The following is a 16,446-nucleotide window of genomic DNA, read 5'->3' as shown; positions in this document are numbered from 1 at the left end:
CAATTCCGAAATGCACCGTATAATTTTTGTTTTATATTTACTCACAATTTTTTTTAAAATTCCGCTTAGTGCACAAAAAAATCTGCCGCAGGATTATTTTCGTTTACCATTGGATATAAAGCCTGTAATAACAGGATTTTTTGGAGAACTCAGAGCAAATCACTTTCATACAGGGCTCGATTTTTCAACAGAAGGGAAGAAAAACATTGAAGTTTGTGCCATAGCCAATGGATATGTTTCGCGGATTAAAGTTTCTCCTTTTGGCTATGGCAAAGCAATTTACATTACTCATCCCAATGGCTTTGTTTCTGTTTACGGCCACCTGAATAATTTCAATATAATAGTTGACGATTATGTAAAAAAACAACAATATGAACAACAATCTTTTGAAATCGAATTATTCCCTAATCCGGAATTGTTTAAAATAAACAAAGGAGATATTATTGGTTATTCGGGAAATACAGGCGCTTCGAGCGGGCCTCATCTTCATTTTGAAATACGAAGTGAACTGAGTGAAAGGCCAATAAACCCATTGTTGTTCGGCTATAAAATTACTGACAATGACAAGCCAGTTATTAAAAAGATATGTATCGTTCCCGCAAACAGATACGCTCTGATAAACGAAAAAAATGAAAAATACTGGATAGAGCCTGTTGTAAAAAATAATGAATATCAAGTAAAAGACACAAGCAGGGTTTCAGGCAGCATTTATTTAGGAGTTGTTGCCAACGACATCATCGGCTATGCAAAATATTGCGGAATTTATTCTATCGAAGTACATGTAGATTCTGCTTTGTTTTTCAAAATTGGGTTTGACTCGATAAGTTTCGACGAGGGAAGATACGTTAATACTTTGATAGATTATAATGAATACTCCTTAAAAGATATCCGCCAGGTAAACACATACAAGGCCCCGGGAAACCGCCTGAATATTTATAAACATTATATCGGTAATGGAACGCTCTTTTTTAACGATACTAATTATCACAGAATAAAAATCACTGTTACTGACTTTAATGAAAACATGGCTTCTTCTGAGATGATTGTTAAATCAGTCACATTAACTCCCCCAGGAAAAACGCAAGAAAAAAATGCAGGTACACTTATTCATTATGGAATAAGAAAACATTTTGAGGATAAAAACTTAATTATTGACATCCCTCCTGATGCATTTTTTGATTCTGTTTATTTTGATTACGGCAGCACACCTCAGACTAAAGAAACCTATTCTGACATTTATTCCATCCACAATAAATTTACTCCTTTATTTGCCTCTGTCAGTATAAAGATAAAACCCAACCAAACAGCAAATTCATCCATGCAAAATAAATTATGTATTGCACGAGTTAGAAATAATTCATATGAATATATTAATAGCAAATGGAAAAACGGCTTCTTATGTGCCGATATCAGACAGTTCGGCAATTACTGTATTGTTTCGGACACCATCATTCCTGAAATAAAACCCGAAAAAAAATATATCAAAATAAAATCAGGAGATGTGTTAAGGTTTAAAATAAAAGATAATTTTTCCGGCATAGGTTCTTACAATCTCACAATGAATGGAAAATGGGTGCTGGCCGAATACGATGCTAAAATTTCTATGCTAACTTACTTTGTAGAAGATAATCATCTTTTAATAGGAGAAAATGAACTTGTACTGTCAGTCTCGGATAAATTAAACAACAAGAATGTCTATAAAACAAATATAACCTTTGAATAAATTATGGTTTAATTATTGTAAATATGTTTTGCAATAAATTAAATTTGTTAAAAAATCACATCATGAAAAAACAACTTTTAATCTCGGGATTATTTTTACTGACAATAATCGCCACAAAAGGGCTTTTCGCACAAAGCGCCAATATCCCTGTTGATGAAGACACTAAGCTTATTACATACAAAGAAGTGATTCAGCAGCCGGGAGATGCAGATAAGCTTTATCTTACTGCCATTAGCTGGGTCAATTCTTTCTACAACAACCCTAATGAAGTTACAACAACTCGTGACAGGGAAAACGGAAAGCTGGTTCTTGACCATCGGTTTAAAATATTTAATATTGATAAAAGCGGCCTGAAAACTGATGCCGGAGTTATAAAATACAATTTAAAACTGGAATTCAAGCCTGATAGATACAGATATACTTTTACAGATTTTAACCTGCAGGCAACTTCAAAATTTCCCTTGGAACGGTGGCTCAATGCAAATAATAGCACTCAGTACGAAAATTTTTTATATCAGGTTGACACCACAGTTAACGGCATCATTAAAAGCATAAAAAAAGGAATGGTGCCTAAAATCGAAAAACCTGATGAATGGTAAAATACTTTAACAAACTCGGCGGATAACATATCCGCTTTTTTTATCTTTGTAAAAAACATATTCCTTGATGGACATAACCGAATTTATTTTTAATATCCCTAAAGCAGAATTACACGTACATATTGAGGGCACATTCGAGCCCGAACAAATGTTTGAGTTCGCTGCCCGGAATTACATAACATTGGAGTACCATAGCATTGAGGAGTTGCGAAGCGCTTATAAGTTTAAAAACCTCCAGGAGTTTCTTGACATTTATTATACGGGAGCTTATGTGCTTTGCTCTGAAAAAGATTTCTATGAATTAACCCTGGCATATCTGAAAAAGGCTTCTGAGCAAAATATTGTCCACACAGAGATTTTTTTTGACCCCCAAACACACTTGCACAACAGAGTTTCTTTCCCCGTTTTTTTTAATGGCATATATAATGCAGTACAAGATGCTGAAAAACATTACGGAATTCACTCAGGAATTATCATGTGTTTTCTTCGTCATTTGAGTGAAAAGTCTGCTTATGAAACATTGGAAATATCCTTGCCTTTCAGGGATAAAATACTTGGGGTTGGCCTTGATTCGTCGGAGATGGGACATCCGCCTGAGAAATTTGCCGGGGTTTTTGCCAAAGCCCGTGAACTTGGATTCCTGGCTGTAGCACATGCTGGTGAAGAAGGCCCTCCGGAATATATTCATTCGGCGATACATACTTTAAAAATTAACAGAATAGACCATGGAAATCGTTCCAGAGAAAATAACATTTTGTTAGAAGAAATTGCCGGGAAAAAAATCCCCCTCACGATGTGCCCGCTATCAAATTTAAAACTTGGTGTTGTTAAAGACCTCAAAACCCACCCCCTTAGAGATTTTCTAAAAAAAGAAATTATGGTTACCATAAATTCAGACGACCCGGCATATTTCGGAGGATATCTGAACGAAAATTTTATAGCCATACAAGACGCTCTTAACCTAAGTTATGAAGAAATTTCTACTTTGGTGAAAAATTCTTTCGAAGCTTCATTCATTGCCAAAGAACAACAAGCTGAATATCTTAAAATGGTTGATGATTTTATTTCCAACAATACGTAACAACAACCTTTGCCTGAAAAAATCCATATAAAAACGCTTACAGAACAGGAATTCTCAGATTTTGTTTTAAAACAAAAAGAAAGCGGTTTCCGCAGCAAACAAATTTACGAATGGGTATGGAAAAAAAAAGCCATTTCTTTCGACGAAATGACAAATATTCCTCTTAGTTTAAGGCAACAATTAAGTTCTTCATTTTACTGCTCTTCAATTATTGATACAGAGGAACAAATTTCAAAAGACGGAACACGCAAATATGCTTTTTCGCTTTCTGACGGAAGCATTTTCGAAAGTGTTCTTATACCTTCAAAAGGAAGAGTTACAGCATGCATATCTTCCCAAATAGGTTGTGCGCTTGCCTGCAGGTTTTGTGCTACAGGCACTATGGGATTTGTAAGAAACCTTGATTTTGCAGAAATACACGATCAGATTATCATGCTGATGCGTTTTTCATCTCAATACTTTAATATTCCGTTAAGCAATATTGTGGTAATGGGTATGGGCGAACCCCTGCTGAATTATGAAAATATCATGAAAGCACTGACGCACATTTCAGATAAAAACACATTGAATTTTTCTCCACAGCGTATCACCATTTCAACAGCAGGTATCACCGAAGGCATAAGGCGTATGGCTGACGAAGCAATTCCTTTTCAGTTGGCTGTTTCTCTGCATTCGGCCATTGACAGCAAACGGCGTCAAATTATGCCTCTCGCCAACAAACATCAAATAAACGATATCATTAAAGCCTTACAACACTATTATAAAAAAACAGAAAAACGGATTACTATTGAATATCTGATGATACATAATTTTAACGACACCTTCCAAGACGCCGAGGAACTTGCTTTGTTTTGCAGAAATTTTCCTGTCAAAATCAACCTTATTCCTCTAAACAATATCACAATTAATAATTTAAAAGGAAGTAGCCCGGAAAATATAAATAAGTTTGCTGCTATTCTTAAAAGTAAAAATATTATTGTAAATTTACGACAAAGTAAAGGGGTTGATATTATGGCTGCTTGCGGACAACTGGTCAAAAATAAAAATCAAAACATATGAAATTAATCACACAAGAAGAATTGGCTGCATCCATCAGAGATGTACCTGATTTCCCCCAAAAAGGAATATTATTTAAGGACATTACTACAGCGCTCAAAAGGCCTGAAATATTTCGTTTCATCACGGAAAACACAGTCAACCATTATAAAAATGCCGGCATTACAAAGGTTGTGGGCATTGAATCACGGGGTTTTATTCTTGCAGGAATACTTGCCGCCAGACTCAATGCGGGCTTTGTCCCCATTCGCAAACCAGGCAAGCTTCCGGCGCCTACATTTTCAAAAGCCTATTCGCTTGAATACGGGGAAAATATCCTGCACATTCATCAGGATGCACTTGAAAAAGATGATATTGTTTTGCTCCACGATGATGTTCTTGCAACAGGAGGTTCTGCAAAAGCAGCGACAGAGTTAATTAATTTATTTTCCGTTAAAAAAATATATATAAATTTTATCTGCGAACTTAGTTTTTTAAACGGCATAAATCAAATAAAAGAAGATTATGAAGTTTTTTCACTAATCAAATTCTAATAGAGATTCTCTTAAGCTTGCTTTTTGAACCTGATATTATTATTTTTGCATTTATTAACACATAAATATTATGAAAAAATTATTAATTCTTTTAATGCTTATTTCTTTTCATTTCTTTCTTTATGGACAAAATGAAAACCAGCCACTTTTTGAAGGGGATTATCAGGAAGCAGAAAAATTATATAACGAAGGGATCAAGTTGTTTGAAAACAGAAACTTTGCTGAAGCTATAAAAAAATTCGATGAAGCCATCAAGCTTAAACCTGATTTTGAAAAAGCATATTTTAACAGAGGTTCTGTTAAACTGGAAACGGGTGATTATGACGGAGCCATGCCGGATTTTACAAAATCTCTTGAGCTTGCGCCGTCTGCAAAAGCATATTTCAGTAGGGGGATGGCAAAATTTGAGTTAAACGATAAAACAAATGCTATCGGAGATTTTACTTCTACTATCGGTCTGGATGCAAACTATGCCCAAGCATATTATTATCGGGGGGAATCGTTTTTCGAAAAAAACGATTATGAAAATGCCATAAACGATTTCGATATGGCAATTAAAATCAAACCCGATTATGCTTACGCATATAACGACAGGGGCAGCGCTAAGGTGAAACTTGAAAAATATGAAGAAGCCCTTGCAGATTATACTCTGGCAACGAAACACAACCCCAACATGCCTTTTACCTTCAACAACAAGGGCAGTGTAAAGAAAAAACTTAATGATTATAAAGGCGCCATTGAAGAATATACTGCCGCTGTAAAACTTAACCCCGAATATTTTATTGCATTTAACAACAGGGGAACAGCGTATTTTGAACTGGAAGAATATGATAATGCAATTAAAGATTATAATCAGGCGCTGCAGTTAAACCCAAAATATGCGTTTGCCTATAACAACAGAGGAAATGCCAAATACAAGCTTAAAGATTACGATGGGGCAATAGCAGATTACAGCAAGGCTATTGAACTTAATCCAAATTATGGCTATGCTTATCTGAACAGAGGAATTGCTTACGAAATGCTTAGCAAACCCAAAAACTCCTGTGAAGACTGGAAACAGGCAGCATTGCTGGGAATAGGCACGGCAGATAATTATTCAAAATTACAGTGTAAATAATTTAAAGTTATAAGCCATGAAAATAAAAATATTCACAGCTTTAGCAAGCTTTTTAATACTTTCTTCATATGTTTTGGAAGCTCAAAATGTTGAATTTTTAAAAACAAATTTCCGAGGAAAAGAAAAAGAATTTAAAGAGGCAAAAAATCAGCTTTCGAACGGGAATAAGTTTTTTGAACTTGGGCCGGGTATGTATTTAAATGCCCTGGACTATTATTTAAAAGCAAACAAATTCAATCCCGATAATGCGGAATTGAATTTTAAAATCGGGTTATGTTATCTTAATACGGTTCAGAAAACAAAATCAATAGAATATCTTGAGAAATCACTGTCGCTTGACCCTGATATTTCTGACAGCACAAAATTTCTTCTTGCCAGAGCATATCATTTTAATTATGAATTTGACAAAGCCATTACACTCATAAATGAATACAAGCAATCTTTACCTCCGGGAGAATTATCACAAATGAGTAAACGAATTGAAAAGAAAATTCAAGAATGTAAAAATGCCAATGAACTCGTTAAAAACAAGGTAAGAGTTTATATTGATAATCTGGGTTCGATAGTAAATTCTGTCTATCCCGAATATTCACCTCTCATTAATGCCGATGAATCCGTGTTGTTTTTCACCTCAAGGCGTGATAATACAACAGGGGGAAAACAAGATGAATTCTATGTTTACTATGAAGACATTTACATGACAGAGAAAACATCTTCCGGATGGACTGTTCCTAAAAACCCGGCCAATCCGCTCAACGGGCCAAAACATGATGCAACTGTAGGCCTTGCGCCCGACGGACAAACCTTGCTGACATACAAAGGCGAAAATGGGGGAGATATATATGAAAGCCGTTTAAAAGGAAATGCCTGGACAAAACCTGAAAAACTCGGCGGCAACATTAATACTGCTTATCATGAATCGTCCGCCACTATTTCATATGACGGGAAAACACTTTATTTTGTTAGCGACAGGCCGGGTGGTTATGGCTTACATGATATTTATATGTCGAAAAAAGACAAAAAAGGCCGTTGGGGCGAACCGGAAAACTTAGGACTAATGATTAACACATCTTATGATGACGAAGGCGTTTTCATTCACCCCGATGGTAAAACATTGTATTTTAGCTCAGAAGGGCATAAAACTATGGGAGGGCTCGACATTTTTAAGTCCACTTTTGAAGACGGCAAATGGAGCGAACCGGAAAATTTAGGATACCCAATAAACACCCCCGATGACGATGTTTTCTTTTCAATTTCTGCAAGCGGCGTTCATGGTTATTATTCTTCGGTACAAAAAGACGGATATGGCGGGCATGATATTTATGTGATTACCTTTTTGGGGCCGGAGAAACCTCTGGTTAATAACAACGAAGATAACCTTCTGGCAAGTATAGCACAACCTGTTAATGAAACTGTTATAGAAAAACCTGTTCAAATTAAAGAAAACCAGGTAACCATATTAAAAGGCAAAGTGATGGACGAAATTTCACTGAACCCTTTAGGGGCAGTTATAGAAATTACCGATAACGAGCGTAACGAAGTAATTTCAAGCCTTGAGTCCAACAGCGTTACCGGTAAATATTTAATTTCCCTGCCTTCCGGGAAAAATTATGGTATTGCTGTGAAAGCCGAAGGCTACCTGTTTCATTCGGAAAACCTTAACATTCCTCCCACTACAACATACAGAGAAGTCGAAAAAGATATAAAACTCAAGAAGCTTGAAGTGGGAAGCACTATTGTGCTTAATAATATTTTCTTTGATTTTGATAAATCAACTTTGAGAACCGAATCATATCCTGAGCTTGAAAGATTGCTTAAACTATTAAATGATTACCCGACACTGAAAATTGAAATTTCCGGTCATACTGACAACAAAGGTTCGGCTTCATATAACAAAACTCTATCGGAAAACAGAGCCAAAGCTGTTGTAGATTATCTAACCGGTAAGGATATTAACAAAAGTCGCCTTACTTATGTGGGCTTTGGTTTCGACAAACCCATTGCAACAAATGACACGGATGAAGGACGGCAGCTAAACAGGCGCACTGAGTTTAAGATTTTAAGCAAGTAAAACATTTTTTTAATCCCCGGATTTGCTTGTCAGCATATAAAGCTTATCACCTCTGTGAACTTTCGATTTTAGTGGAATAGAACAAAGTTGCCCTTTAGAAGCTAAGCTTGTTTTTTTATTATCTATCCTTATTTCAGAAACAACATCTTCGTAAACGCCTGTGGTATTGCCAATAATCACAAATTCATCACCCAAGGATAATGACCGGGTTTCCACCTTAATGTCGGCTACTTTAATTTTTGAATAATAATTGGTGATTTTCCCGATATACACTTTCTCTTTAACGGCCTGCGAGCCATAAACATTGTTCCATTCGCCCAGTGTCTGACCCAGGTAGTAACCATCCCAGAAACCACGGTTGTACACAGTTTTCAGTCTGTCGGTCCATGCTTGAATTTTTGTTTCAGTATAACTGCCATCAGCAATACTGTTTATTGCCTCTTTATAACAGGCAGTAACCGTTTTTACATAATCGGCAGATCGGCCGCGGCCTTCAATTTTTAAGGTGTTGGCGCCCGCCTTAAGTACTTTGTCCAGAAAACCTATAGTACAAAGGTCTTTGGGCGACATGATGTATTCATTGTCAATTTCCAGTTCTGTTCCGCTTTCCTTGTCGGTAACAATATAGGCTCTGCGGCACAATTGATAACAGGCTCCGCGATTGGCAGAATGGTTGTTGTCGTGCAGGCTCAGGTAGCACTTGCCAGAAACTGCCATGCACAAAGCTCCGTGTGCGAAGACCTCGATCCTGACCAATTCACCTGAAGGGCCTTTGATCTGCTCTTGTTCTATCTGCCTGACAATGGCGGACACCTGGTCAAGATGCAGCTCGCGGGCTGTAACCATCACATCGGCAAATTTCGCATAAAACCGCACTGCATCAATATTGGTTATATTACATTGGGTGGAAATATGCACAGGAATACCCCGATTATAAGCACGTTCAATGACACTGATATCAGAGGCGATAACAGCATCAATACTATGTTTCTTAACAGCCTCCAGTAAAGATTCTATTTCGGGAATTTCATCATCAAAAACAATGGTATTTAGAGTAAGATAAGTTCTGATATTATTTTTTTTACATATTTCAGAAATATTTATCAGGTCATCAAGAGAAAAATTGATGGATGAACGGGCTCTCATATTAAGTTTTCCAATACCAAAATATACAGCATGGGCACCGCCCTGAATAGCAGCCGCAAGCGAATCAAAAGACCCGACGGGAGCAATTAATTCAATTTTATTTATTGCCATAGGTTTTACAAAAATAAACAGATTTATTTTACAATATTCTTATTTAATAACAGATGATAGAAACTTGTTTTTTAATATTTTTACCAAAATTTTAATATGAAGTCTTTTTTTTATATTCTGTTTTTTATTACCCTGTTTGTTTTTCAGGCATGTAAACCTTCTCCCTATAAAGCGGAAAATTATTATCATGACATTTTAACTTCACTTGAATCTGTTATTGAAAATGAAGATTCTCTTGTTGTGGCCATAAACACCATCATGATACATGATTCTGTCACTTCTTCTGCAATCGCTGTAACGGAAGATACAACTGTTTTAAATGAATTACATAAAAAACTCGATATTGCATTCAACAATCTCAGGCTGCAAATTTCTGTTTCATTCAATAAAATTAGTTCAATGCCTCCATTTGACAAAGAGGACAACTTGAGGGTTGCTGCAATTAAATTAGTAGAAACCTATAAAAACATTTGCGATAAGGAATATGCTGAGGTGATAACTATCGTTAAAACTCCTGCTGTTAATTATACCTATGAGGACGATAATAAATTTCTTGAAATAACCGAGATGATAGATAATAACCTGCAGGATAGAATTGACAACTTTGCGGGAGAAGCAAAAATTTTTGCAAAAAATTATAAGTTCAACCTTGAAAACGAATAATTATTAACGCGCTTAATTCTGTGGTCATTATAGTTGGTTTTTAAAAAAGTCCTTCCTATTAAAAAATTTATTCAGAAACTGTAAGCAAAGATTTATATTCCACGAAATTAATTAAGCGTGGCGTTTAAAAATTACATTATCGCTTATTCAAGATATCTTAACCATAAATCTCAAGGAATCTTGTGTTTAATAAAAAAACATTAAATCACAGAGAATTTATAAATGACATAAGAAGTTAATTTTCTTTGTGTCAATACAACAAGGATAGCAATTCTAACTCTTAAAAGAACATTTTTGGTTGTGTCAATTTATTAAAATAGCTATTTACCAACCTTTTTAAGAGCTTCTTTTGTAGCATTAACCATCGGTTGTATTGAAATAGGGGCGCCTACGGCATGTTTCATCCATACTTCAGGAATCGTGCGGCCGTAGGTAAACATACGAATTACTTCGTCTGCAAAGTTTTTCCCTTTCATATGTTCCTCAATCTGGAACTGAATCAAATGGCCTATGGGATAATTGGAAAGATACAACGGGTTGTCTATCATGTGCGAATAGATTCCAAGTATGGGGCAATCTTTTATTCCGAAGACATCTGCATAATATTTGTTCCAAACCTCTTTGGCATTTGCAATAACGGCTTCTTTCAATTCTTTTTTGGTGGCTTTAGGATGTTCGTACAGCCATTTCCATGTTTTCATATCCACCAGCGACACTCCCATAATTTCATAACATGACCAGAAATCGTCGAGTGTTTGGAAATATTCTTTGTTGGGGTCGTTATTTTTTATTCCAAGTAATTCAAGGTCGCGTTTCTGAAAAACAAAAGCCAGAGCCTCGGTAAATCCTGTGTTGGGAACACCCGCCAGAGAATAATAATCTACATCATACATGGAAAGAGTTTGTTCCACATTATGGCCGAATTCGTGGCAGGCAATATTGTAGCCTTTGTAATTCCATCCTTCTTTGGGAACACGGGTGCGAAGATGCGATACATCGCCTTTCATCATGGTGCCCCAGGCATGCCCGGAACCGCGTGCCGGGTCAACAACTATTTTAGATGCTATATAATCGGCTTTAGCTTTTGTAAATTGTAGTTTTACCAGCATGCTTGACATGTCATTCTGAAAATCAACAGTGCTTCTATATTTAGCCTGTACTTTTGCATCTAATTCTTCCTGTGAAATAGTGCTTCTTGGTTTAAAACCATCATACCAGATATCGAACGGTTCAAGTTTGCGGTTGAGACGTTGGCTTATGAGTTGTGCCACTTGTTTTACTTCCGGAGAAGAAACAAAATCAACAAACAGTTTTTCAACTTCCGGCTGAGGTATTTCCATTCCCTGTTCAAAAGCTCTTTGTATGTAAGTGGGATATTGAGGATTATATTTGTCTATTTCCTGTATAGCATTAAACAAGCCGAGCATTTGGCCATAGCGCATGTTATCTTCAGCCTGAGTTGTAAATTCCTGATTGCCTTTGAATGTTTTATTGGAATAAGGATTCCATTGAACGGCTGAATTATTGATAGCGCTGTCAGGAATTTCCTGTAAAATAATGCGGAGCATAACCTGATAAATCATCTTTTGTTTTGTTAACCCATTTTCGCTCTGATAGTTTGCTTTCAGTTCATCGCGGAGGCCCCAGTGGCTGATGAGTTTCATTTCTTTCGGGAAATAAGTTTGATTTTTATCATCAATCAGGTTGCCCATGTAAATATTATATTCCGAAATGTACATATCGGCGGCAGTAAGGGCGTCTGAAAATTTCTGCAGTACATCGGCAGGCACCCGGGAAGTGTACATATCGCCAAGACGTGCATAAGCCCATTGTTTTTTGTTCCATTGTAAGCCAAGCTCAATTTTTTCCTTTAATGTGTAAAAAGGGAAATTTAATATAGTAATAAACGCTATTTTGTTTTTAAAGAAGTCGTCATTCAGGTGGGCATAAGGATCGTATGCTCCGAAAATATCGTCCACAGGTATCATTTCGCCATCATCAACATGTAAAGGGCTCTTCAGGTCAAGGCTTACACGATTGAAGTTGCCGAAAATGACTTCAAAGTTAACAAGCAAGCGTTGAAACAGGGCATCAAGAGAAGCAGAATCCCCTGCAAAATATTGCAGGCAAAATGCCTGAAAATCTTTGTTATCCCCGTCAGTTTTTTCCCAAAGAGAAGCTGCCTGGGTTATACCTTTTGTGATGCGGTCTTTTTTCGTGTCGCCATATTGAGCAATAAGTTTGCTGATGGTTGAATCCATGGTGGTTTGTGTAATTGAGCTCATAGTTGTGGTTTTGATTTTCACACTCCGCTGGCAATTTGTAAGTGTTAATACCAAAGGAATACATAATAAAACAAATAATTTTTTCATAAAAAATCAGGTTTATGTGTTAATTGAGAGAGAATTAATACCCAAAAATAAACAAAAACAATTAAAGAATTAAATCAGAGTTTAATTTCTTCGTTGTTCTTGTTATAAAAATGATATTCGAGCAGGTGATAGTTGTTTGAGAAGGAAAGAGGTATCCATTTTTTATATTTGAAATACCACTTCAGGTGCCTGGAATAAAATCCTTTTGTCAGGAACGCATAAAGATAGGGATGCACAAATAGCTTGATTTTTTTCTCATTTTGTTCGTTCAACAGGTAGTTGATGCGGTTATCGATATCGTCAACAAGGGAAATGCTTGCCCGAATTTCGCCGGAGCCTTCGCATACAGGACATTGCTCCAATGTTTTAACATTTGTTTCCGGCCGAATTCTTTGCCGTGTAATTTGGACAACTCCAAATTTATTCGGGGGAAGTATGGTGTGTTTTGAATTATCTGTCTGCATTTCGTCACGTAGCTTTTCGAAGAGCATGCGCCGGTTGGTTAAATTATGAAGGTCAATAAAATCAATCACTATGATGCCTCCCATGTCGCGCAGCCTAAGCTGGCGGGCAATCTCAGTGGCGGCATCCATATTCACCTCCATGGCATTTTCTTCCTGATTGTTGTCTTTATTGCTTCTGTGCCCGCTGTTGACATCAATGACATGCATGGCCTCGGTGTGCTCAACGATAAGGTATGCCCCGTTCTTAATAAATACTTTTTTCCCAAAAGCATTACGTATTTGTTTGTCAATGCCGAAATGCTCAAAAATGGGCTCTTTTGCTTTGTATTGTTTGATGATGTCAACTTTGTCGGGAGCAATAGATTTGATATAATTCTTTAACTCTTCGTAAGTTCCGGCATCATTGACGATAATACTGTTGAATGATTCGTTCAGCAGGTCGCGGAGTATTACAGACGAGCGGTCAATTTCGCTGAGGATTTTTTTTGGAGCCTTTGCATGTTGCAGTTTGGCTACCAATGATTCCCATTTTTTTATGAGTTCTTCCAGGTCGGCAATAAGCTCAGCTGCTTTTTTGTTTTCGGCAACAGTGCGGATTATGATACCAAAATTTTTTGGTTTTATGCTCTGTACCAATCTTTTCAGCCGGTTACGGTCTTCAATATTCCTGATTTTTTGAGAAATTGAAATTCTGTCGGAAAAAGGCACCAAAACAAGATATCGTCCGGCAATGGCAATCTCTGAAGTAATGCGCGGACCTTTATTGGATATAGGCTCCTTGGCTATCTGAACCGGTATTTCCTGCCCGACAGATAAAACGGAAGATATTTTTCCGGTTTTCTCAATATTTTTTTCAGCAGGTAAATTATTGCTTGACAGAGCTATCGCCTTTCCCGCTATAGCGCTTTTTGAATATTTGATTACCGTATGTATCTGGGGGCCAAGGTCAAGGTAGTGCAAAAAGGCATCTTTTTCATAGCCTATATCTACAAAAGCAGCATTCAATCCCTGTACAATGCGTTTTACTCTCCCCAAATGAATATCGCCAACGGAAAAAGAGTTATTGCTTTTTTCCCTGTGGAGTTCAACCAGCTTTTTGTTTTCGAGTAATGCAATTAATACTTCAGAAGGGCCGAAGTCAATAATAAGCTCCTTGTTCACGGGCAATGAGTTTGATATGTTAGATGTTAAAACACCTGTAATATAAAAAACATATATGCATGAAGCAATACATTTTTAAACTATAAAGTAAAAAGAACTTTAAAGAATTAAAAAATATTACGTATTACTTTTTCTTATGCCTGTTTTTTCTCAAGCGTTTTTTGCGCTTGTGGGTTGACATCTTGTGTCTTTTTCTTTTTTTTCCGCTTGGCATGATTTACAATTTATTTATTAACATTCTTTTTTACTGCAGCGGAGAATACTTTGGCAGGTTTAAAGGCCGGAATATTATGAGCTGGAATAATGATGGTAGTGTTTTTGGAAATATTTCTCCCTGTTTTTTCAGCGCGTTTTTTTACAATAAAGCTGCCAAAACCTCTTAAATAAACATTTTCGCCTTTCTGCATGGCAGTTTTAACTGCTTCCATAAAAGCCTCAACAGTTGTTTGTACAGTAAATTTTTCTATTCCTGTCTTGTTAGCAACTTCCGTTACTATTTCTGCTTTTGTCATACCTGAATTTTTTAAAAAAGTTAGTATTTTATTTTAAGTTTGTTACGTCAAATTTTGGGGTGCAAATATAAGAATATTTTTTAAATCAGTGATTTATAAAAATTTTTTATTGAATTTAAAATTACATTTGGACGGGGGAAAAAAGCAATTTTATGTCTTTTGCAAAAAAACTTATAAAATGGTATCATAAAAATAAAAGAGATTTGCCCTGGAGGAATACCGATGATGCTTATAAAATATGGGTCTCAGAGATCATTCTGCAGCAAACCCGTGTTGAGCAGGGGAAAAGCTATTATTTGAAATTTATAGAGAAATATCCGGATATTCGTTCTTTGGCAGAAGCGGATGAAAAGGAACTGTTAAAACTATGGCAGGGCTTAGGATATTACTCTCGTGCGTTGAACATGCATATTGCGGCAAAGCAAATTAGTTTAATGCATCATGGAGAATTACCAGAAAGTTATGATGAAATAATAAAACTCAGGGGGATAGGAAAATATACTGCCGCGGCAATATTATCATTTGCTTATTCCCAACCTTATCCTGTGCTGGATGGCAATGTTAAACGTGTGCTGGCAAGAATATACGCTGTAAACAGCGACATTTCCGAAACGGGCACCGAAAAAATATTTTATAAAAAACTTGATGAAATCCTGGATAAAAAAAATCCCTCCGATTTCAACCAGGCCATCATGGAGTTTGGCGCCCTGCATTGTGTCCCTGTCAACCCGGATTGCAAAATATGTATTTTTATAAAAGAATGTAAAGCATTTAATTCAGGAAAAGTTGATGAAATACCCCTTAAGAAAAGAAAGAGCAAGGTAAAAAGAAGGTACTTTTATTATATAGTCCCTTTTAATAATAAAAATAATATAACATATACTTTTTTGATGCAAAGGGGGCAAAACGATATCTGGAAGCTGTTGTTTCAATTTCCGCTTATTGAAACAACAAAACCTTTAAGTATTTTGGAACTGAGAAAAACGTATGAATTCAGGAAAATGACCAGGGGTGTAAAGTATAAAATTTCAGAAGTATCACCTGCCTATATTCATAAACTCAGCCATCAGGAAATTTTTGCTGTTTTTATTCAATTACATATTTCCGGAGAGTTGCATGTTGATAAGCTAATAAAGATAAAAGCAAAGGATTTAGAGGATTATCCGGTTCCGCGCCTTATAGAAAAATACATGAAACTGCATGGTTTTTTAAGAAATAAAAATTTTTTTGAAGTTTAAAAAAAATAAGTAAATTTGCACTCCAAATTTAAAAATTCCTCAGTAGCTCAGTTGGTTAGAGTCCCGACTTGTCGGGATTAATCAGAGGGTTATTACAATTTAAAAATTTCGACAGAAAGTCAAGAATTTGTAAAAAAATTTTATGTTTTACATTTATATCCTTCATTCCGAATCAGCAAATAAATATTATATTGGTTATACTGAGGACACCCTGCGCCGACTGAATGAGCATAACACATCACGTCATAATACTTATACTTCAAAATATCGTCCATGGTCGATTTCAGCAGTATTTGCAGTTAGTGAAAAAAGATCGGAATCAATGTTATGTGAACAGAAATTAAAAAAATTAAAAAGCAGGAAAGTTATAATTGAGTTAATAAAACATAATGGTGATGTGGAATTTTTATTTAAATTCTTATCAGTCAAAAAGGCACAAGCTAACTATGAAATTTAAGTTTTAAATTTAAAAAATATTTTGAGGTGTCAAAAAAAAAAGTAATTTTGCACTTCAATTTAAAAATTCCTCAGTAGCTCAGTTGGTTAGAGCATCTGACTGTTAATCAGAGGGTCCCTGGTTCAAGTCCAGGCTGGGGAGC

At 36.1% G+C, this 16,446-nt stretch carries 12 protein-coding genes, 1 tRNA gene and 2 pseudogenes; 11 read left to right on the top strand and 4 right to left on the bottom strand.

The window, feature by feature from the left end; translation table 11 throughout:
* Nucleotides 1-10: 10 nt before the first annotated feature.
* The 8 genes and pseudogenes from M0R16_10475 to M0R16_10440 all read left to right on the top strand — a co-directional run bounded on the left by M0R16_10475 (nucleotide 11) and on the right by M0R16_10440 (nucleotide 8,180).
* Nucleotides 11-310, top strand: a pseudogene (locus tag M0R16_10475) (M23 family peptidase).
* Nucleotides 311-313: 3 nt separating this feature from the next.
* Nucleotides 314-493 (top strand): annotated as a pseudogene (locus M0R16_10470) (M23 family metallopeptidase).
* Nucleotides 494-1,785: 1,292 nt separating this feature from the next.
* Nucleotides 1,786-2,322 carry a DUF4468 domain-containing protein gene (locus M0R16_10465; protein MCK9613303.1) on the top strand — a complete coding sequence of 179 codons (537 nt, stop codon included), beginning with the start codon at nucleotides 1,786-1,788 and terminating at the stop codon, nucleotides 2,320-2,322.
* Between the two features lie 67 nt (nucleotides 2,323-2,389).
* Entirely contained in the window at nucleotides 2,390-3,403 is a 1,014-nt protein-coding gene (locus M0R16_10460; GenBank protein MCK9613302.1) for an adenosine deaminase, read from the top strand.
* 9 nt (nucleotides 3,404-3,412) lie between these two features.
* Nucleotides 3,413-4,462: a 23S rRNA (adenine(2503)-C(2))-methyltransferase RlmN gene (gene rlmN, locus M0R16_10455; protein MCK9613301.1), complete on the top strand. Its 1,050-nt coding sequence runs from the start codon at nucleotides 3,413-3,415 to the stop codon at nucleotides 4,460-4,462.
* 5 nt (nucleotides 4,463-4,467) lie between these two features.
* A complete protein-coding gene (locus M0R16_10450) occupies nucleotides 4,468-4,992 on the top strand; it encodes an adenine phosphoribosyltransferase (protein MCK9613300.1) in 525 nt (174 codons plus the stop codon).
* Nucleotides 4,993-5,062: 70 nt separating this feature from the next.
* A complete protein-coding gene (locus M0R16_10445) occupies nucleotides 5,063-6,109 on the top strand; it encodes a tetratricopeptide repeat protein (protein MCK9613299.1) in 1,047 nt (348 codons plus the stop codon).
* 16 nt (nucleotides 6,110-6,125) lie between these two features.
* The gene (locus M0R16_10440) at nucleotides 6,126-8,180 is read left to right on the top strand and encodes an OmpA family protein (protein ID MCK9613298.1); all 2,055 of its coding nucleotides are present in this window, start codon (nucleotides 6,126-6,128) and stop codon (nucleotides 8,178-8,180) included.
* 9 nt (nucleotides 8,181-8,189) lie between these two features.
* On the opposite strand, the gene M0R16_10435 is transcribed toward M0R16_10440, so the two are convergent.
* Nucleotides 8,190-9,437 carry a U32 family peptidase gene (locus tag M0R16_10435; protein ID MCK9613297.1) on the bottom strand — a complete coding sequence of 416 codons (1,248 nt, stop codon included), beginning with the start codon at nucleotides 9,435-9,437 and terminating at the stop codon, nucleotides 8,190-8,192.
* A 96-nt stretch (nucleotides 9,438-9,533) separates the two neighbouring features.
* Here M0R16_10435 and M0R16_10430 point away from each other — a divergent pair, with 96 nt between their 5' ends.
* Entirely contained in the window at nucleotides 9,534-10,100 is a 567-nt protein-coding gene (locus M0R16_10430) for a hypothetical protein (GenBank protein ID MCK9613296.1), read from the top strand.
* 320 nt (nucleotides 10,101-10,420) lie between these two features.
* Here M0R16_10430 and M0R16_10425 read toward each other — a convergent pair whose 3' ends face one another.
* The 3 genes from M0R16_10425 to M0R16_10415 form a co-directional block, all read right to left on the bottom strand.
* Nucleotides 10,421-12,472 (bottom strand): hypothetical protein, encoded by a 2,052-nt coding sequence (locus tag M0R16_10425; protein ID MCK9613295.1) that lies wholly within the window; start codon nucleotides 12,470-12,472, stop codon nucleotides 10,421-10,423.
* A 74-nt stretch (nucleotides 12,473-12,546) separates the two neighbouring features.
* Complete coding sequence (locus M0R16_10420; GenBank protein ID MCK9613294.1) at nucleotides 12,547-14,097, bottom strand: Rne/Rng family ribonuclease; 1,551 nt, start codon at nucleotides 14,095-14,097, stop codon at nucleotides 12,547-12,549.
* A 224-nt stretch (nucleotides 14,098-14,321) separates the two neighbouring features.
* A complete protein-coding gene (locus tag M0R16_10415; GenBank protein ID MCK9613293.1) occupies nucleotides 14,322-14,609 on the bottom strand; it encodes an integration host factor subunit beta in 288 nt (95 codons plus the stop codon).
* 152 nt (nucleotides 14,610-14,761) lie between these two features.
* On the opposite strand from M0R16_10415, the gene mutY reads away from it, so the two are divergent.
* The gene (gene mutY, locus M0R16_10410) at nucleotides 14,762-15,847 is read left to right on the top strand and encodes an A/G-specific adenine glycosylase (protein MCK9613292.1); all 1,086 of its coding nucleotides are present in this window, start codon (nucleotides 14,762-14,764) and stop codon (nucleotides 15,845-15,847) included.
* A 524-nt stretch (nucleotides 15,848-16,371) separates the two neighbouring features.
* A tRNA-Asn gene (locus M0R16_10405) sits at nucleotides 16,372-16,445 on the top strand.
* Nucleotide 16,446: the final 1 nt, after the last annotated feature.

This window comes from Bacteroidales bacterium (genome assembly GCA_023228145.1).
GTDB lineage: Bacteria > Bacteroidota > Bacteroidia > Bacteroidales > CAIWKO01 > CAIWKO01.
Note: the sequence above shows the minus strand (reverse complement) of the source record. Positions and strands in the feature narration are given on the sequence as shown.